Origin of the sequence: Streptomyces sp. NBC_01171, from assembly GCF_045039805.1 — a bacterium.
Classification (GTDB): Bacteria; Actinomycetota; Actinomycetes; order Streptomycetales; family Streptomycetaceae; genus Streptomyces.
The window spans coordinates 4712662-4730813 of sequence record NZ_CP108609.1 but is presented as its reverse complement, the minus strand read 5'-3'; the positions used below and the strand labels follow the sequence as shown (position 1 = coordinate 4730813).

Annotated in this window: 18 protein-coding genes; 10 read left to right on the top strand and 8 right to left on the bottom strand. The window is 71.2% G+C overall.

Going from position 1 to position 18152, the window contains the following annotated elements; all coding sequences use genetic code 11:
• Positions 1-92: 92 nt before the first annotated feature.
• Positions 93-1253, top strand: coding sequence for a globin domain-containing protein (locus OG448_RS21800; protein WP_405556164.1), 1161 nt, complete (start codon positions 93-95; stop codon positions 1251-1253).
• On the opposite strand, the gene OG448_RS21795 is transcribed toward OG448_RS21800, so the two are convergent.
• Positions 1214-1693 carry an RrF2 family transcriptional regulator gene (locus OG448_RS21795; RefSeq protein WP_405556163.1) on the bottom strand — a complete coding sequence of 160 codons (480 nt, stop codon included), beginning with the start codon at positions 1691-1693 and terminating at the stop codon, positions 1214-1216. The two genes, OG448_RS21800 and OG448_RS21795, sit on opposite strands and share 40 nt — an antisense overlap.
• A gap of 126 nt (positions 1694-1819) precedes the next feature.
• On the opposite strand from OG448_RS21795, the gene OG448_RS21790 reads away from it, so the two are divergent.
• From OG448_RS21790 to OG448_RS21775, 4 genes are all read left to right on the top strand, one after another.
• Positions 1820-2500, top strand: a complete 681-nt coding sequence (locus OG448_RS21790) for a DUF3105 domain-containing protein (protein WP_405556161.1) — start codon at positions 1820-1822, stop codon at positions 2498-2500.
• Positions 2497-3129, top strand: a complete 633-nt coding sequence (locus OG448_RS21785; protein WP_405556159.1) for a DUF305 domain-containing protein — start codon at positions 2497-2499, stop codon at positions 3127-3129. The genes OG448_RS21790 and OG448_RS21785 overlap by 4 nt, the downstream gene beginning before the upstream one ends.
• Positions 3130-3327: 198 nt before the next feature.
• On the top strand, positions 3328-5268 hold the full coding sequence (locus OG448_RS21780; protein ID WP_405556157.1) for a protease pro-enzyme activation domain-containing protein: 1941 nt from the start codon (positions 3328-3330) through the stop codon (positions 5266-5268).
• A gap of 84 nt (positions 5269-5352) precedes the next feature.
• Complete coding sequence (locus OG448_RS21775; RefSeq protein WP_405556155.1) at positions 5353-7107, top strand: NAD+ synthase; 1755 nt, start codon at positions 5353-5355, stop codon at positions 7105-7107.
• Here OG448_RS21775 and OG448_RS21770 read toward each other — a convergent pair whose 3' ends face one another.
• From OG448_RS21770 to OG448_RS21760, 3 genes are all read right to left on the bottom strand, one after another.
• On the bottom strand, positions 7108-7647 hold the full coding sequence (locus OG448_RS21770; RefSeq protein ID WP_405556153.1) for a putative immunity protein: 540 nt from the start codon (positions 7645-7647) through the stop codon (positions 7108-7110).
• Positions 7644-7847: a hypothetical protein gene (locus tag OG448_RS21765; RefSeq protein WP_405556151.1), complete on the bottom strand. Its 204-nt coding sequence runs from the start codon at positions 7845-7847 to the stop codon at positions 7644-7646. The genes OG448_RS21770 and OG448_RS21765 overlap by 4 nt, the downstream gene beginning before the upstream one ends.
• Positions 7848-7915: 68 nt before the next feature.
• Positions 7916-9277, bottom strand: coding sequence for a PLP-dependent aminotransferase family protein (locus OG448_RS21760; protein WP_405558887.1), 1362 nt, complete (start codon positions 9275-9277; stop codon positions 7916-7918).
• Positions 9278-9424: 147 nt separating this feature from the next.
• On the opposite strand from OG448_RS21760, the gene OG448_RS21755 reads away from it, so the two are divergent.
• From OG448_RS21755 to OG448_RS21745, 3 genes are all read left to right on the top strand, one after another.
• Positions 9425-10075, top strand: a complete 651-nt coding sequence (locus OG448_RS21755; protein WP_405556149.1) for a YitT family protein — start codon at positions 9425-9427, stop codon at positions 10073-10075.
• Between the two features lie 43 nt (positions 10076-10118).
• Positions 10119-10862 (top strand): phosphodiesterase, encoded by a 744-nt coding sequence (locus tag OG448_RS21750; protein WP_405556147.1) that lies wholly within the window; start codon positions 10119-10121, stop codon positions 10860-10862.
• Between the two features lie 291 nt (positions 10863-11153).
• Complete coding sequence (locus tag OG448_RS21745; protein WP_405556145.1) at positions 11154-11279, top strand: hypothetical protein; 126 nt, start codon at positions 11154-11156, stop codon at positions 11277-11279.
• A 77-nt stretch (positions 11280-11356) separates the two neighbouring features.
• Here the strand turns inward: OG448_RS21745 and OG448_RS21740 are convergent, their stop codons facing one another.
• The 4 genes from OG448_RS21740 to OG448_RS21725 all read right to left on the bottom strand — a co-directional run bounded on the left by OG448_RS21740 (position 11357) and on the right by OG448_RS21725 (position 16201).
• Positions 11357-12571 (bottom strand): MFS transporter, encoded by a 1215-nt coding sequence (locus OG448_RS21740; protein WP_405556143.1) that lies wholly within the window; start codon positions 12569-12571, stop codon positions 11357-11359.
• Positions 12572-12670: 99 nt separating this feature from the next.
• Entirely contained in the window at positions 12671-13723 is a 1053-nt protein-coding gene (locus tag OG448_RS21735) for an endonuclease/exonuclease/phosphatase family protein (RefSeq protein ID WP_405556141.1), read from the bottom strand.
• 189 nt (positions 13724-13912) lie between these two features.
• Entirely contained in the window at positions 13913-14542 is a 630-nt protein-coding gene (locus OG448_RS21730) for a TetR/AcrR family transcriptional regulator (protein ID WP_030807850.1), read from the bottom strand.
• Between the two features lie 75 nt (positions 14543-14617).
• Positions 14618-16201 (bottom strand): MFS transporter, encoded by a 1584-nt coding sequence (locus OG448_RS21725; RefSeq protein ID WP_405556139.1) that lies wholly within the window; start codon positions 16199-16201, stop codon positions 14618-14620.
• Positions 16202-16385: 184 nt separating this feature from the next.
• Between OG448_RS21725 and panB the strand changes: the two genes are divergently transcribed.
• Positions 16386-17249 (top strand): 3-methyl-2-oxobutanoate hydroxymethyltransferase, encoded by an 864-nt coding sequence (gene panB / locus OG448_RS21720; RefSeq protein ID WP_031179807.1) that lies wholly within the window; start codon positions 16386-16388, stop codon positions 17247-17249.
• A gap of 181 nt (positions 17250-17430) precedes the next feature.
• Positions 17431-18105, top strand: coding sequence for an HAD family hydrolase (locus OG448_RS21715; RefSeq protein ID WP_405556137.1), 675 nt, complete (start codon positions 17431-17433; stop codon positions 18103-18105).
• Positions 18106-18152 lie beyond the last annotated feature (47 nt).

The window sequence follows — 18152 nt, the reverse complement described above, 5'->3', positions numbered from 1 at the left end:
ATCTTGCATGCTCACGGCCCCATCCGTAACGGGGTGATCGGGGGCGTGCGCTTTAATTGGCATCTGAGATACCAATTAAAGGAGGAGCCCCGATGCTGTCCCCGTCTTCCGCCGCGACCGTCCGCGCCACCCTGCCCGCCGTGGGCGCGGCCATCGGCGAGATCACCGAGCGGTTCTACGCCCGGCTCTTCGCCGCCCACCCCGAGCTGCTGCGGAATCTGTTCAACCGGGGCAACCAGGCGTCCGGCGCCCAGAAGCAGGCCCTCGCCGGGTCCATCGCCGCCTTCGCCACGATGCTGCTGGAGCACCCGGACCGGCGGCCCGACGCGATGCTGGGCCGCATCGCGCACAAGCACGCCTCCCTGGGCATCGCGCCCGAGCAGTACGAGGTCGTCCACGAGCACCTCTTCGCCGCCATCGTGGAGGTGCTCGGTGACGCCGTCACCCCCGAGGTCGCGGCCGCCTGGGACGAGGTCTACTGGCTGATGGCCCGGACCCTGATCGGCCTGGAGAGCGGGCTGTACGCGGAGAGCGGCGGGGGCACGCGGGAGTGGGAGGTCGTGGAGCGGGTCCCGGAGACGGCGGACGTGGTCACGCTGCGGCTGCGCCCGGTGGACGGCGGGCCGGTGTCCGGGTTCCGCGCGGGGCAGTACGTGTCCGTGGGTGTCGATCTGCCCGACGGCGCGCACCAGATCCGGCAGTACAGCATCTCCGGCGCCCCCGGTGCCGGGCTGCGGCAGATCAGCGTCAAGCGGATCGAGGGCGAGGTCTCCGCCTTCCTGCACGCCCACGCGGGCGTCGGTGACCGGCTCACGCTGTCCGAGCCGTACGGCGATCTCGTGCTGGACGGCGACGACGCGCGCCCTCTGCTGCTCGCCTCGGCCGGTATCGGGGTGACCCCGATGGTGGCGATGCTGGCCTCGCTCGCGGCGGACGGCCACACCGGCCCGGTCACCGTGGTGCACGGCGACCGCTCCCCCGCCGACCACGCCCTGCGCGCCGACCACGAGCAGTACGCCGGCAAGCTGGCCGACTCCGCCTGCCACTTCTTCTACGAGCGTGACGCGGCCGACGGCGCCCGCACCGGCCTGGTGGACCTGGCCGGGATTCCGGTGCCCTCCGGCACCCGCGCCTACCTGTGCGGGCCGCTGCCCTTCATGCGGGCGGTGCGGGCGCAGCTCATCGAGAAGGGCGTGGCCCCGGCCGACATCCACTACGAGGTGTTCGGGCCGGACCTCTGGCTGGCGAGCTGAGCGCTGGGCGGGCCGCTGGATATACCCAGCAGCAGGGGCCCGGTGGGGTCGGCGACCATGTCTCCCACCGTGACCGGGTCCAGGGCGGCGAAGAACGCCTCCTGGGCCCGGCGCAGTGCGCCGCGCAGCCGGCAGGCGGAGTTCAGGGGGCAGGGAGTGGGGCCCTCGCAGTCGACCACGTCGCCGTCGCCCTCGAAGGCCCGGACGACCGCACCGACGGAGGCGGTACGCCCCTTACCGGTCAGCGCCAGTCCGCCGCCCCGGCCCCGGCGGGCCTCCAGCAGTCCGAGGTGCTGGAGTTCGGCGACGACCTTCGCGGTGTGGGTGTAGGGCACGCCCATGTCCTCGGCCACCTGCCGGGTCGTCGGGCTGGCGTCGCCGCTCACCGCGAGCCGCATCAGGACGCGCAGGGCGAGATCGGTGGAGCGCAACAGCCGCATACCGGAAGCGTAGGTAATACGCATCCCCGGTTCAAATTATCCGGTTGTCATACCTGCCTGCCCACGGCCCGTTCTCCCCACTACGATCAGCGGGCCTCACGACCGCTCCGCGGAAGGACACGCCCCATGGGTACCGACCAGCACAGCCCCGCCTCCGCGCGCGCCGCGCGCATAGAGGAGATGCGGCGCGCCGAGCGTGCCCGTGCCCGCCGCAACCGGGTGCTGGCCGTCGCCGCGAGCGTGGTGGTCGTCGCCGGGCTGGTCGTGGGCGGGGTGGCGCTGGTGCGCTCCCAGTCGGACTCGGGCAAGGACAAGGACACCGCCGCGAGCGGGGACGCCAAGGGCGGCTCCGGGCACTTCACCACCGGCGCGGACGGGGTGCGCACCTGGTCCGGCAAGCTGTCCCGCACCCACGTCACCACCAAGGTGACGTACCCGATGCACCCGCCGGTCGGCGGGAACCACAACCCGGTGTGGCTGAACTGCAACGGCGACGTCTACAAGGAGCCGGTGCGGGACGAGAACGCGGTGCACGCGCTGGAGCACGGCGCGGTCTGGGTGACGTACACGAACAAGGCGAAGAAGGCGGACGTGGACGCTCTCGGCGCCAAGGTGAAGCGGACGCCGTACTCGCTGATGAGCCCGTACGCGGACCAGGACGCGCCGCTGATCCTGTCGGCGTGGGGGCACCAGGTGAGCGTCAAGAGCGCGTCCGACCCCGAGGTGGACAAGTTCTTCGCCGCCTATGTGCAGGGCAAGCAGACCCCGGAGCCGGGCGCCTCCTGCACCGGCGGGGTCATGAAGTGAGGCGCGGGTACGTCGGGTTGGCGGCCGGTGCCGCCGTGCTGGCCGTCGTCGCGGCGGGGGCGGGGGGGTACGCGGCCGGCGGGGAGCGCGACTCGGTCGCGGTACGGGTGCCGGGCGCGGAGTCGGCGGACGCCGGGTTCGCGCGGGACATGGCCGTGCACCATCAGCAGGCCGTGGAGATGTCGTACCTGGTGCGCGACCGCACCGGCGACGAGGAGGTGCGGCGGCTCGCGTACGACATCGCGCAGACCCAGGCCAACCAGCGCGGGATGCTGCTGGGCTGGCTGGATCTGTGGGGGCTGCCGAAGGTGTCCGCCGAGCCGCCGATGACCTGGATGGGCATGGGTGACATGCCGGCCGGGCAGGACGGCGCGCTGATGCCGGGCATGGCGACCGACTCCGATCTGCGCAAGCTGGGTTCGCTCAAGGGGCGCGCGGCGGAGGTGTTCTACCTCCAGCTCATGACGGAGCACCACAAGGGCGGGGTGCACATGGCCGAGGGGTGTGTGGCCCGGTGTGCGGCGGGGCCGGAGCAGCGGCTCGCGCGGGGGATGGTCGACGCCCAGCGGTCCGAGATCCGGCTGATGGCGGACATGCTCAAGAAGCGGGGCGCGTCGGTCCGTTCGTGACGGGTCCGGGTGAAGTCGACTCGTTTCATGGTTACTTGAGCTTCTCTTGACCTCTTGCTTCCCCTGACATGAACGGTTCATCAGCCAGAGTGGCCCCCATCGTGCGATCTCCACGCCGGTCGACACCGCCGCTTCACCGGCGCGCATCCGCGACGTACCGACCACGACATGCATGCGAAACGCATCGCAGGGGGTTCTATGAGATCCAACCGCGCCAAGACGCGCGCCGGTGTGAGCATGGCGGCGACGCTGCCGATGATCGCCGGGGCGCTGGCGCTCGGCATACCCGCGGCCCACGCGGACGGCCCGGCGCGCAACGCGCTGACGGGCACCCGGCCGCTGTGGGCCACGGCGAAGGCGGACAAGGGCGCCGCCGCCCACAGCGCCCGCGTGAACGCCCGCGTCTACCTGGCCGGCCGGGACGCGGCCGGGCTGGCGGCCTACGCCAAGGCCGTCTCCGACCCGGCCTCGCCGCTGTACGGCAAGCACCTCAGCGCCAAGCAGGCGCAGGCCCGCTTCGGGGCCACCAAGGCCCAGGTGACCGCCGTCAAGTCCTGGCTGAAGTCGGCCGGTCTGACGGTCACCGGGGTCACCGCGCACTACGTCGCCGTCTCCGGTGACGTGGCCGCCGCCGAGAAGGCGTTCGGCACCCAGCTCCACAACTACGCCAAGGGCAAGCGCACTTACCGCGCCCCGGCGAAGACCGCCTCCGCCCCGGCCTCACTCAAGGGCGCCGTGCTCACCGTGTCCGGCCTGGACAACGCGCCGCACAAGTCGGACCACGACGAGCAACTGCCGCCGCCGGACGCGGTGTTCAAGAACGCCGGCCCGTTCTCGAGCTACTTCGGCTCCAACACCGCGAGCAGCCTGCCGGACGCGTACGGCCACAAGATCCCGTACGCGATCCAGGGTTACACCGGCAAGCAGCTCCGGCCGGCCTACGGGGCGGGCAAGTACACCGGCAAGCACGTGCGCATCGCCATCACGGACGCGTACGCCTCGCCGACCATCGCCTTCGACGCGGCCTCCTACGCCAAGAAGCACGGCGACGCGGCGTGGAAGACCGGCCAGCTCCACCAGGTGCTGCCGGCCGACTACACCAAGACCGAGGAGTGCGGGGCGTCCGGCTGGTACGGCGAGGAGACCCTCGACGTCGAGGCCGTGCACGCGGTCGCGCCGAACGCGGACGTCACCTACGTGGGCGCCGCGTCCTGCTACGACGACGACCTGCTGGACTCACTGAGCAAGGTGGTCGACAACCACCTGGCCGACATCGTCTCCAACTCCTGGGGCGACGTCGAGGGCAACCAGACGCCCGACCTGGCCGCCGCCTACGACCAGGTGTTCCAGTTCGGCGCGGTGCAGGGCATCGGCTTCTACTTCTCCTCCGGCGACGACGGCGACCAGGTCGCCGCCTCGGGCGTGAAGCAGGTCGACACCCCCGCCAACTCGGCCTGGGTGACGGCGGTCGGCGGTACCTCGCTGGCGGTCGGCAAGGGCGACACGTACCAGTGGGAGACCGGCTGGGGCACCCGGAAGGCCAACCTGTCGGCCGACGGCAAGAGCTGGGACGCCTTCCCCGGCGCCTTCACCTCGGGCGCGGGCGGCGGCACCAGCAAGACCGTGCCGCAGCCGTACTACCAGCAGGGCATCGTCCCGAAGAAGCTGGCCACGGCCAACAACAAGGCCGGCAACCGCGTCGTCCCGGACATCGCGGCCATCGCCGACCCGAACACCGGCTTCCTGGTCGGCCAGACCCAGACCTTCCCGGACGGGACCCAGCGCTACAGCGAGTACCGCATCGGCGGCACCTCGCTGGCCGCGCCGGTGATCGCGGCGGTGCAGGCGCTGGCGCAGGAGGCGCGCGGCGGCAAGGCGATCGGCTTCGCCAACCCGTCGATCTACCAGCGGTACGGCAAGAAGGGCGTCTTCCACGACGTCACCGACAACCCGACGGGCTCCGGCCTGGCGGTGGCCCGTACCGACTTCGTGAACGGCCTGGACGCCTCCGGCGGCCTGGCCACCTCGGTCCGCAGCCTCGGCAAGGACAGCTCGCTGCACGCGGTCAAGGGCTACGACGACGTGACCGGCGTGGGCTCGCCCGCGAACGGCTACGTGCAGTCGTACCAGGGCCACTGATCGGCTTCAGCCGGTGACGGGGGCGTGAGGTGACGGACACCTCACGCCCCCACATCGTGTCTTAGTGACGATTACACTGGCGGCGTGCCTCAACTTCGTCTCGCCCTGAATCAGATCGATGCCCGGGTCGGCGACATCGCCGGCAACACCGAGTCGGTCGTCCGCCGGACCACGCGGTCGGCCGAGGCGGGAGCGCATCTGGTCGCGTTCCCGGAGATGGTGCTGACCGGGTATCCCGTGGAGGACCTCGCCCTGCGCTCGTCCTTCGTCGAAGCCTCCCGCGCCGCCGTGCGCGCGCTGGCCGCCCGGCTGGCCGGGGAGGGGCTCGGCGAGGTGCCGGTGGTCGTCGGCTACCTCGACCGCTCGGCGACCGCGCAGCCGAAGTACGGCCAGCCGGCCGGTGCCCCGCAGAACGCGGCGGCGGTGCTGTACCGGGGCGAGGTGGTCCTCACCTTCGCCAAGCACCACCTGCCGAACTACGGCGTCTTCGACGAGTTCCGCTACTTCGTGCCCGGCGACACCATGCCGGTGATCCGGGTGCGCGGGGTGGACGTGGCGCTCGCCATCTGCGAGGACCTCTGGCAGGACGGCGGCCGGGTCCCCGCCGCCCGTTCGGCCCACGCGGGCCTGCTGCTCTCGGTGAACGCCTCGCCCTACGAGCGCGACAAGGACGACACCCGGCTGGAGCTGGTCCGCAAGCGGGCCCAGGAGGCCGGCTGCACCACCGCCTACCTCGCCATGACCGGCGGCCAGGACGAGCTGGTCTTCGACGGCGACTCCATCGTGGTCGGCGCGGACGGCGAGGTGATCGCGCGGGCGCCGCAGTTCCAGGAGACCTGCCTGCTGCTGGACCTGGACCTGCCCGCCGCCGACCCGGACGCGCCCACGGGTGTCGTGGACGACGGTCTGCGCATCGACCGCGTGGTCCTCTCCCCCGAGCCCGTGCCGTCGTACGAGCCGGAGCACCTCGGCGGCTACGCCGAGCGGCTGGACGACGACGCGGAGATGTACGGGGCGCTGGTGACGGGCCTGCGGGCGTACGTCACCAAGAACGGCTTCCGCTCGGTGCTGATCGGTCTGTCCGGCGGCATCGACTCGGCGCTGGTGGCCGCGATCGCGTGCGACGCGGTGGGCGCGGAGAACGTCTACGGGATCTCGATGCCGTCCAAGTACTCCTCCGAGCACTCCCGGAGCGACGCGGCCGAGCTGGCACGGCGTACCGGGCTGAACTTCCGCACGGTGTCGATCGAGCCGATGTTCGACGCGTACATGGGCGCGCTGGACCTGAGCGGGCTGGCGGAGGAGAACCTCCAGTCCCGGCTGCGCGGCACGCTGCTGATGGCGGTGTCCAACCAGGAGGGCCAGCTCGTGCTGGCACCGGGCAACAAGTCGGAGCTTGCGGTGGGGTATTCGACCCTGTACGGCGACTCGGTGGGCGCGTACGGCCCGATCAAGGACGTCTACAAGTCCTCGGTGTTCCGGCTCGCCCGCCATCGCAACCGCGCGGCCGAGGAGCGCGGCGAGACCCCGCCGATCCCGGAGAACTCGATCAGCAAGCCGCCCAGCGCCGAGCTGCGTCCCGGCCAGGTCGACACCGACTCGCTCCCGGACTACCCCGTCCTCGACGCGATCCTCGACCTCTACGTCGACCACGACCAGGGCGCCGACGCGATCGTCGCGGCGGGCTTCGACCGCGACCTCGTCGTCAGGATCCTCCGCATGGTCGACACCGCGGAGTACAAGCGTCGGCAGTACCCGCCGGGCACGAAGATCTCCCCGAAGGGGTTCGGGAAGGACCGGCGGCTGCCGATCACGAACGGGTGGCGGGAGCGGGCGTAGTCACTCGGGGCGGGTGGGCGCGCGCAGGCCGGCGTCCAGCAGGCGGATCAGCTCGCCCACCCGTCCACCGCCGTCGGGCGCGGCCGGAAAGCGTCTGAGCACGTCGACGACGGCGGGTGTCGCCCGCCGTACCGTCCGTTCGAGCTGGTCGGTGCCGACGCGCGGATCGCCGTCGGCGACGAGCTCGGCCGCCCGGGCCGCATGCGCCCCGGCCCCGAGGACGTGCTTGACCTGCGTGGCCTTGGCCAGCGGATGCAGATACGCGGCACCGGCCGCGGCCATGGCCGCCCGGGCCGCCTCCCGCGCGGCCGCCGTACGCGCACCCTGGGCCGCCCTGAGAGCCGCCCACGCCGCGTCACGCAGCCCCTTCCCCCGCTCACCACCCCGCGCGAACGCCCACGCGGCACCAAGGGCGTCCCGGGGCCGCGAGTCGTCCGGCTGATCGGCCTCGAAGACCTCCAGCACGACCTCGGCGGAGGCCGCGGCGAACGCGGTGACGGCACGGAGGTCCTGCTTGCTCAGAACGACCTCGGTACTCATCGCCCCTCTTCCGGCGCCGACCTCCGGTCGGCGAGGCGGTCCTGGTCGGCGGCGTCACCGGTACGGGCCTCGGTGCGATGCCCCCGCGCCAGGTAGTCCCGGACGATCAACTCGACCGCGTCCTGCGGACTCCTCGTACCGGCCAGCAGCATGACCTCGATGGCCAGATCGGCGTCCAGACTGATGGTGACCTTCGCCATGACCCCTCCTGAGCAGGCTCCCGTGGGCAGCGTACTTGGGTTGTACGGAGGTGCCGCGTTCTCGGCGCTCACGCGACAGGTGCGGGGGTGTGCGTGCCGATGGCGCCTCGGGCCAGTGCTCGCTGGGCCAGTGCCAGTCTGTCGATCGCCTGGGCCAGTTGGCCAGGCGGGAGGGTGTACGGCAGTCGGATGTTGCGTTCGAACGCGCCGCCGATTCCGAAGCGTGGTCCGGCTGCGACGGTCACTCCGTAGTCCGGCGCGATTGCTGCCAGCCGCGAGCTGATGGGCTCGGGGAATGTCGCCCATAGCGTGACGCCGCCGACGGAACGAAGGGCCTGGACCTCCGGCAGGTTCTCGGTGAGTGCTTCGCATAGTGCGTCGCGTTGCGATCGCAGTTGTTGGAGTGTGCCTGGGCGCCGGGTCTGGTGCTCGTTCAGGAGTACAGCCGTGGCGAGTTGTTCGACGACAGGGGTGCCGAGGTCTGTTGCGCGCCGGGTCTGCTGGACGCGTTCGAGGAGAGACGGGGTCGCCCGGATCCAGCCGATGCGCAGGCCGCCCCAGATGCTCTTGGAGACCGATCCGACGCTGATCGCGGTCGGCATGTGCAGCGCGAAGGGTTCCGGGCTTGCTCCCTCCAGGGCCAGGTCGGTCATGGTCTCGTCGATGACCGTGGGGCAGGCGAGCCTTAGCCTGGCGCGGACGCTCGTGGGCATGCACAGCCCTGTCGGATTGTGGAAGTCCGGTATCAGATAGGCCAGATTCGCGCTGCGGGCCGCTTCCTGGAGCTGTGCCGTGTCCCAGCCCGAAGGCGACACCGCGACCGCCAGGAACCGGGCACGAGCCTCGGTGAACGTGCTGATCGCATGCGGATAGGTCGGATGGTCGATCAGGACCCTGTCGCGCGGAGACAGGAGAGTGCGCGCGAGAAGGGCGAGCGCGTGCTGCGCGCCATTGGTGATCAGGATGTGATCGGGGGCTGTGGGCAGGGAGCGTCGTCGATACCAGCCGGCCACCGCCTCACGCAGCTCCGCGATGCCGTACCGGTCGTAGCCGTGCCGCTCGAAGTGCCGTGGCAGTCGTTCGAGCGCGGTCGCGAACGCGGTGTGGAGGATCTCGACGGGCGCGGGCGGAGCCGCGAAGGACAAGTCGATGGCCGCCGGGCCCGCGGTGCTGCTGTGCTCGGGAGACGGGTCATCGGGTAGCCGCACCGTCGCCCTGGCTCGTGCCCGGGTGGCGGCATATCTCTGATCGGCCAGAGTGCGGTAGGCGGCACCGACGGTGGTTCTGCTGGTGGAGAGCGCGGTGGCCAGGTCACGCTCGCTCGGCAGGGCCGACCCCAGAGGGAGACGTCCGTCCAGGACCAGGAGCCGCAGCCTGTCGGAAAGGCGCTGATGCGCCGGCCCGGGTCCCTCCTGCCATGTCCCGAGCATGCGTGCCACGGCGTGCGCACTTACTTTCACCTTGCCAGCATAAGCAATCTGGCTATGGAATCGAGGGCCAGATGCTCACAGGCTTGCCGCATGGCATCTCCTGCTTCCGCTGCGCGAGTTTCTGTCCAGGCGCGTCATGACCAGCCCGTGCTGACCCGATTGAACGCGCTCGCCCAGTTCAGAGCGGGCCGCACGACACGCCGTGTCCTCCAGCTTCTGGTGGGCCTCGTGGGGTACGGGGCCGCCGTGATGACGCTCGTCCGGTCCGGGCTGGGAGCAGCAAGCTGGAACGTGCTCACCGAGGGCACTGCCACGACCCTTGGTGTCTCGTTCGGGTGGGCGACGAACCTCATCTCCCTGTCGGTACTCCTGGCGTGGATTCCGCTGCGGGAATTGCCTGGCCTCGGCACACTTCTCAACGTCGCCGTCGTCGGCTTCGCCGCGGATGCCACCGCGGCCGTCCTCCCGCGCCCGCAGGGGACACTCACCGAGATCGCGTACCTCGTACTCGGCCTCGTCGCTCTGGCCTTCTTCGACGCGCTCTACCTCGGTGCGCAATTCGGATCCGGCCCCCGCGACGGCATCATGACCGGACTCGTCCGGCTCACCCGCCTTCCCATCGCCGTGGTACGCACCGGCATCGACATCGCCGTCGCCGTCGCCGGCTGGCTCATGGGCGGAACCCTCGGGGCCGGTACCGTGCTCGTCGCACTGTGCATGGGACCCCTCGTCGGCCTCTTCCTTCCCCGCGTGGCGGTTCGCCTTCCCGACGTCGACGCGGACGGACAATCCCTGTGAGCTTCTCGACGCGACCGACCACCCGCACGATGAGAGGACGAGGATGACGGTGCTGATCGCCCAGATCAGTGACCTGCACCTGGACGGCAGTGAGAGGGCCACCCGGCGCGCCGAGCGCGTCATGGACCACCTGCGGGCCCTGCCTCACCCGGTCGACGCGATCCTGGTCACCGGGGACATAGCCGATCACGGCGAGGAGGCCGAATACGAGCAGGCAGCCCGCATGCTGGCGGCCCCCTTCCCGGTGCTCACCCTTCCCGGAAACCATGACGTGCGCGCGGCCTACCGCAAGGCTCTACTCGGCGAGGCGCCCGACCACGCCCCCGTCAACCGGCTGCACGACATCTCCGGGACCGCCGTGCTGATGTGCGACTCCAGCATCCCCGGCCGCGACGAGGGACGTCTCGACGCGGCGACGCTCGACTGGCTGGACACCACTCTTGCCGGCCTGCCACGGGGCACCCCGGCACTGGTCGCCTTCCATCACCCACCGGTCGAACTCCACCACCCGCTGCTCGACTCCATCATGCTGGAACAGCCCGGCCAACTGGCCACCCTGCTGGCGGCGCACCCACAGGTCGTCGCCGTCCTGACCGGGCACGCCCACACGGCAGCTACCTCGACCTTCGCCGGCCGTCCCCTGATCGTCGGCCCCGCGGTCACCTGGACTTCGAGAATGCCCTGGGAAGGCGACGACCTCGCAGACCGGGACCAGCCACCCGGCATCGCCTTCCATGTCCTGGACGACGACCGGCGCCTGACCACCCACTACCGCGTCGTGCTCTGAGGGGGGATTCCGGCCCTCTCCACGAGTACACCGCTCGGTTGAGGTGCAGCGGTCACCGGGCGGTCAGCGCCGCGCCCACCGCCCCGCCGGATGGTGGCGCTGCTCGCTCCGCCGGCGGCCGTCGTCCGGTCCCGATGAGATCGCCCGACCGGCAGCCGTCGGGCGGGAAGCAGGACGGGTCACGACCGGTCTGGTTCTCCGCGCTCACGGACCACTCCCGGGTCCTGCCGCACGACGGCCGGGAAGACGGACGTGTGGCAGGGCAGGCCACGGCGGCTGTGGGACGAGGTCTTGCAGGCCCTCGACCGGGGGAGAGAGGCCGGACGGCCGGGCATCGAGCGGTTCGGCCTCCCCGTCCACGCGGACGGGGAGCAGCCGGTGTGGCTGGACGACCCCGAGGACGCCTGGCCTGTCTGATCAAGGTCACGTCAGAGGCCCCGTCCGCCCGCTGCGGAAGCGGATGGACGGGGCCTCGGGCTGTCAGTGGGCGGGAATCAGCGGTGCACCTGTTCCTGCGGTTCCGGGACGTGCGCGGCGACGAGCCGGCCCGTCGGGGCGGACGCCCGCCGCCGGTCCACCCCGTAGGCGACGCCCGCGACACCGAGGCCCAGCACCGCGAGCAGCGCACCCGCCAGTGCCGGGGACGTCGCGCCGAAGCCCGCCGCCAGGGCGAGGCCGCCGATCCAGGCGCCACCGGCGTTCGCCAGGTTGAAGGCGGCCTGGTTGGCGGAGGAGGCGAGGGAGGGGGCCGCGGCGGCCTTCTCCATCACCATGAGCTGGAGCGGCGAGCCGGTGACGAACGCGGCCATGCCGAGCAGGGCCACCCCGAGCGCCGCGCTCCACTCGGCGCGCATCAGCACCGGGAAGAGCGCGAGGACGACGCCGAGCGCGGCCAGGCCGCCGAACAGCGTGCCCCGCATCGCGTGGTCGGCCAGGCGTCCGCCGAGCAGGTTGCCCGCGGTGGCGCCGACGCCGAACAGCGCGAGCAGCAGCGTCACGCTGGCCGGGGCGAACCCGGCGGAGTCGGTCAGCATCGGGGTGACGTAGCTGTACGCGGCGAACAGCGCGCCGAAGCCCGCGACCGTCGTACCGAGCGCCAGCCAGACCGGCAGGGACTTCAGCGCGGCCAACTCGTGGCGCAGCCCCGCCGCCGTGGCGTGGGTGTGGTCGCGCGGTATGAGCAGGGCGAGCGCGGCTATCGCGGCCAGGCCGATGGCGCTGACCCCGAGGAAGGTGGCCCGCCAGCCCATGTGCTGGCCCATGAGTGTGGCCACCGGCACGCCCGCGACGTTGGCGACGGTCAGCCCGAGGAACATCAGGGAGACCGAGCGGGCCTTGCGCTCCGGCGCGACCATGCCGGTGGCGACGACCGCGCCGACGCCGAAGAAGGCGCCGTGCGGCAGGCCGCTCAGGAAGCGGGCGGCGAGCAGGGACTCGTAACCGGGGGCGAACGCGGAGAGCGCGTTGCCCACGACGAACACGGCCATCAGGCCGATCAGCACCGTGCGGCGGGACATCCGGGCGGTGACCGCGGCCAGCAGCGGAGCGCCGATGACCACGCCCAGCGCGTACGCCGAGACCAGGTGCCCGGCGGTCGGGATGGATATGTGCAGGTCGTCCGCGACGTCGGGCAGCAGGCCCATCATCACGAACTCGGTGGTACCGATGCCGAAGGCGCCCACGGCAAGGGCAAGTAGGGCCAGGGGCATGAAGGGACCTCTCAGAACGAAAGTGCCGTACAGGGCTCAGGGGGAATCTTCTATGTTCCCGTACGGAACAAAGTCTTTCAAGGCCAGTATTCCAGCGGGTTACGACGGCATGTCGAGCTTCACACGAGCGGCCACCGGAAGATGGTCGCTGTTGGTGCGCGGCAGGGTCCAGGAACTCTCCGGCTCGACGCCCTTGACCATGATCTGGTCGATCCGCGCCATCGGGAACGCGGCCGGCCAACTGAACCCGAAGCCGCTGCCCGCCGCGCCCTGCGTGGAGCGGAGCTGGGAGGTCACGGCGTTGAGCGAGCGGTCGTTCATCGTGCCGTTCAGATCGCCGAGCAGCACGACCCGGGTGAGGGTCTCGTCCGCGATGGCCTCGCCGAGCGCGTCGGCGCTCTTGTCGCGCTGCCGCGCGGTGAACCCGGCCTCCAGCTTCACCCGCACCGAGGGCAGGTGAGCGACGTACACCGCGACCAGGCCGTCCGGGGTGGAGACCGTGGCACGCATCGCGCGCTTCCAGCCGAGCTTGATGTCGACCGGCTCGACCTGGCTCATCGGGTACTTGCTCCACAGCCCGACCGTGCCGACCACCGCGTGGTAGGGGTAGGTGGCCTTGAGCGCGGTGGAGTACACCGGCACGGCGGAGGCGGGCAGTTCCTCCAGGGCGACCATGTCGGCGCCGGAGGCGGAGACGTCGCGGGCGGTGGCGGCCGGGTCCGGGTTGTCGGCGTTCACGTTGTGGGTGGCCACGACCAGGTCGCCGCCGGTGCCCGACTTGTCGGAGAGCAGCAGCCCGCCGAACAGGTTCAGCCAGACGATCGCCGGGAGCAGCACCGCGATCAGCGCGGTGGCGGAGCGGCGGACGACGCCGAGCACCAGCAGCACCAAGATCGCCAGGCCCAGCCAGGGCAGGAAGGTCTCGATCAGGCTGCCGAGGTTGCCGAGCCGGTTCGGGATGCGCGAGTGCACCACCATCACCAGCGCCAGCAGCAGCGCGAGCGCGGCGGTGACCAGCCCCCGGCGCCAGATGCCCGGGTCGCCGCGCCAGCCGCCGAACAGGCGGTGCGCCAGGCGCCGAAGCCGGGACAGTGGTCGCTCGGGCCCCGAGCCGCCGTTGTCCGTCTCCGTCATGTACGCCTGCTGCGCCATACCGTGCCTCACTGCCTGCCGTGCACTCCGTCATCCCCCCGTGTGTGTGTGTACGACCCTAGGGGATGCCGGGCTCCGTTCCGCCGTCCCATGACGGCCGTTCGGAAGACGAGGACGTGCGAGGCGGCGCCGGCAGTTCCGAGAAGTCCTTCCAGAGGGGGTTTCTGTGACGAAACACGCACATCCGGGCTACGGCGCCGGGGGCCTGACGGGCCGTAGGCCGGCGAGCAGCGTGTCGACGATCTCCTCCGCGAGCCCCTCGGGGAGGTCGGCGTCGGGGCGCAGGACGGTGCGCACCAGCATGGCGCCGACGAACATGTCGTTGGCCAGTTCCGCGTCGATGTCGGTGCGCAGTTCGCCGTCGCGCTGGCCCCGGCGCAGCACGTCCAGGGCGAGGGCGCGGCGGGGCGCTATGACGCCGGCCTCGTAGGCGGCCCAGATCCGGGGGCTGCACTTCGCCTGGACGTAGACGTTGTGCATGATCGCCGAGGACCGGCTGGCCAGGCCCCTGCGGCGCAGGGTCTCCAGCAGGACGACGAGGTCGTCGCGCATGGAGGTGCCGGGGAGGACCGGGTCGGGGGGTTCGGCGGCGCGCATGACGTCGACGAACAGCTCCTCCTTGCCGCTCCACCGCCGGTAGATGGTGGCCTTGCCGACTCCGGCGGTGCGGGCGACCCGCTCGATGGAGAGGTCGGCCAGCGGTACGCCGTCCTCCAGGAGCTTCATCACGCCCTCGATGATGGCGCGTTCCACGGCCTCGCTGCGGGGCCTGCCCCGGGCGGGGGCGGGCTGCGCGGGCCGGTCTGCGGCAAGGCTCACGTCTACGTCGTCCTCTCGGTGTGCTGCGGGAGATTCTCCCGCAGCGGCAGCCTCCCCCTCCCGGATGCCGGTGCCTCAGTCGCCGGTGCTGATCAGTTCGGGCTCGCGCTCGCCGGGTTGTCCGGCCGAGGGTCGGCCCGGCAGGAACACGGCGACGACGGCGGCGCCGATCAGTGCCACACCCGTACCCCACAGGGCGGTGACGTGCATGGCGTGCAGGAAGGCGTCGTACGCGGGCGTGACCAGGGCGTGGCCGCGCGGGCCGAGCTTCTCCGCGATGCCGAGGGTGGCCTCGATGGACTCGCCCGCGGTGTCGCGCAGGCCGGGCGGGAGCGCGCCGAGCTTGTCCTCGATGCCGTTGCGGTAGGAGGTGGCGAGCACGGAGCCGAGTACGGCGATGCCGAGGGCGCCACCGACCTGGCGGAAGGTGTTGCTGAGCGCGGAGGCGGAGCCGGCCTTCTCGCGGGGCAGGGCCTGCATGATGACGACCGAGGTCGGGGTCATGATGTGCGCCATGCCGGTGCCCATGAGGAAGAAGACGACCTCCAGCAGCCAGATGGGCGTGTCGGCCTCGAAACCGGCGAACGCGGCCAGGGTGGCGGCGATCAGCAGCATGCCCGCGGTGGTGGTGGCCCTGTTGCCGAACCGGTCGACCAGCAGCCGGGCGCGGGGCGCGAAAATCATCTGGGCGGCGGCCAGCGGCAGCATCAGCAGGCCGGACTCCAGCGGCGAGTAGCCGCGCACGCTCTGGGTGTAGAAGACGCCGAAGAACGTGACGCCCATCAGCGCGAAGAAGACCAGTGCGATGGCGGCCATGGCGGCCGAGAAGACCCTGTTCCGGAAGTAGGTCACGTCCAGCGAGGGGTGGTCGCTGCGCTTCTCGTAGACCACGAAGCCGATCAGTACGAGGACACCGGCGATGATCGTGGCCAGCACCTTGGCGTCGGTGAAGTCGGCCAGCTCGCCGCCCTTGATGATGCCGTAGACCAGCAGGACCAGACCGAGCACGGAGAGCACCACGCCGACGGGGTCCAGGCGGCCGGGCTTCGGGTCACGGGAGTCGGGGACCAGCCAGATCATCAGGGCGAGGGCGATCAGCACGATGGGCACGTTGATCAGGAAGACCGAGCCCCACCAGAAGTGGTCCAGCAGCGCGCCGCCGGTGATCGGGCCGATGGCGATGGCGAGACCGACCCCGCCCGCCCAGATGCCGATGGCCTTGGGCTGCTCGGAGCGCTCGAAGACGTTCATCAGCACGGCCAGGGTGGCGGGCATGACGAAGGCGGCACCGAGGGCCATCACGGCGCGGTAGGTGATCAACTGGCCCGGGGAGCCGGACTCGGCGGCCAGGGCCGAGCCGATGCCGAACACCACCAGCCCGCCGAGCAGGACCTTCTTGCGGCCGAGCCGGTCGCCGATGAGTCCGGCGGTGAAGAGCAGGCCGGCGAAGACGAGGGTGTACGAGTTGATCGCCCACTCGATCTCGCTCTGCGTGGCGCCCAGACCGGTGGGCGCCGGGGTGGCGATGGTCTTGATGGCGACGTTCAGGATCGAGTTGTCCAGCACCACGATGAGCAGGCTCAGCATCAGCACGCCGAGGATCGCCCAGCGGCGCCGGTACACGGCTTCCGGTATCCGGGGGGCAGGGGAGGTTGTCATGTGCCCGATCGTAATGTCATTTCAATACGGCACCGTCTCGTATCTGAATTCCTTTGCCGAGGTATTGCGCGGCCCTCCGCCGAGCTGGGGGCCCCTCTGGCCACCTCCGGCACGAAGTGCCACCATGGAGACGATCCGGGGACGCCGAAAGGGCGCCTCGAGATGAACTGAAGGAGCCGTTGCCATGACGCAGCTCTCGGCTGCCCAGACGAAGCCCTCCGACGGCAAGACGCTGTACGGAGGAAAGGGCACCCGCCGCATCACGGTCCGCGACATCGCTCTCGCCAAGGAGCGGGGCGAGAAGTGGCCCATGCTCACCGCCTACGACGCGATGACCGCCTCCGTCTTCGACGAGTCCGGCATCCCGGTCCTCCTCGTGGGCGACTCGGCGGGCAACTGCCACCTCGGCTACGAGACGACCGTGCCGGTCACCCTCGACGAGATGACCATGCTCTCCGCCGCCGTCGTACGCGGCACCAGCCGCGCCCTCATCGTCGGCGACCTCCCCTTCGGCTCCTACCAGGAGGGCCCGGTGCAGGCGCTGCGCTCGGCGACCCGGCTGGTCAAGGAGGCCGGGGTGGGCGCGGTCAAGCTGGAGGGCGGCGAGCGGTCGCACGAACAGATCAGGCTGCTGGTCGAGTCCGGCATCCCGGTGATGGCCCACATCGGCCTCACCCCGCAGTCCGTCAACGCCATGGGCTACCGGGTCCAGGGGCGCGGCGAGGAGGCGGCCCAGCAGCTCCTCCGCGACGCGAAGGCCGTGCAGGACGCGGGCGCGTTCGCCGTCGTGCTGGAGCTGGTCCCGGCGGAGCTGGCGGCCGAGGTGACGCGGGTGCTGCACATCCCGACGGTCGGCATCGGCGCGGGCCCGGACACCGACGCGCAGGTCCTCGTCTGGACCGACATGCTCGGCCTGACCTCGGGCCGCGTGCCGAAGTTCGTCAAGAAGTACGCGGCGCTCCGCGAGGTCATGGGCGACGCGGCCAAGTCCTTCGCGGAGGACGTCGTCGGCGGAACGTTCCCGCTGGACGAACACTCCGTCCACTAGCCACTGCCGCACCACCCACGGGCAGCCCGCCGGAACTTCCCCCTACCGGCGGGCTGCTCGTCTTTCCCGCCTCCAACATCGCTGTTCCTGCCCGCTTTCGGGCAGGAAAGCGGATGCTCCCCCAGGTGTCGGCCTAGGGTGATCGCACGATCCATCGTGTCCAACGCGAAGGGACATCCGTATGCGCTCGCTCCCCGCCGCCACCGAGGCCGTGGTCTTCGACTGTGACGGCCTGCTGGTCGACACCGAGGTGTGCTGGACCGTCGCGGAGTCGGCCATCTTCGCGGAGCACGGTCACCCCTTCGGCCCCGAACAGAAGGCGCTGGCCATCGGCCGCACCCTGGAGGCCGCCGGTGAGGCCATGGCGCAGTACCTCGGGCGCCCTCGCGCGGGCGCCGAACTCGCCGCCGAACTCCTCGGAAGAGTCCGCAAGGAGCTGTCGCGGGGTGCCGCGGCCCTCCCCGGGGCGGCGGAACTGGTACGCGCCTGCCGGACGGCCGTGCCGATCGCCGTCGCGAGCAACAGCCCGCGCGAACTGCTGGACGCGGCGCTGTGGTCGGCCGGTCTCGCCGACTGCTTCACCCACACGTTCGCCGCCGACGAGGTGCGCTCCCCCAAGCCCGCGCCGGAGCTCTACCTCACGGCGTGCGAAACGCTCGGCGCGACTCCCCGACGCTCCGTCGCCTTCGAGGACTCGGCCACGGGCATCGCCTCGGCACGTGCCGCCGGGCTGTACGTCGCCGTGGTGCCGTCCCTTCCCGGCGCCGGCCTCGACCACGACTGGCTGGGGACCAGCCTGGCCGAACCCGAGCTGCTGGACTGGGCCGGAGGACTTCGAGACAGCACGGTCCGCTGATCCGGGCCGACGCCGGATGCGGGGCAGGCACGCCGCTCGAGCGCCCT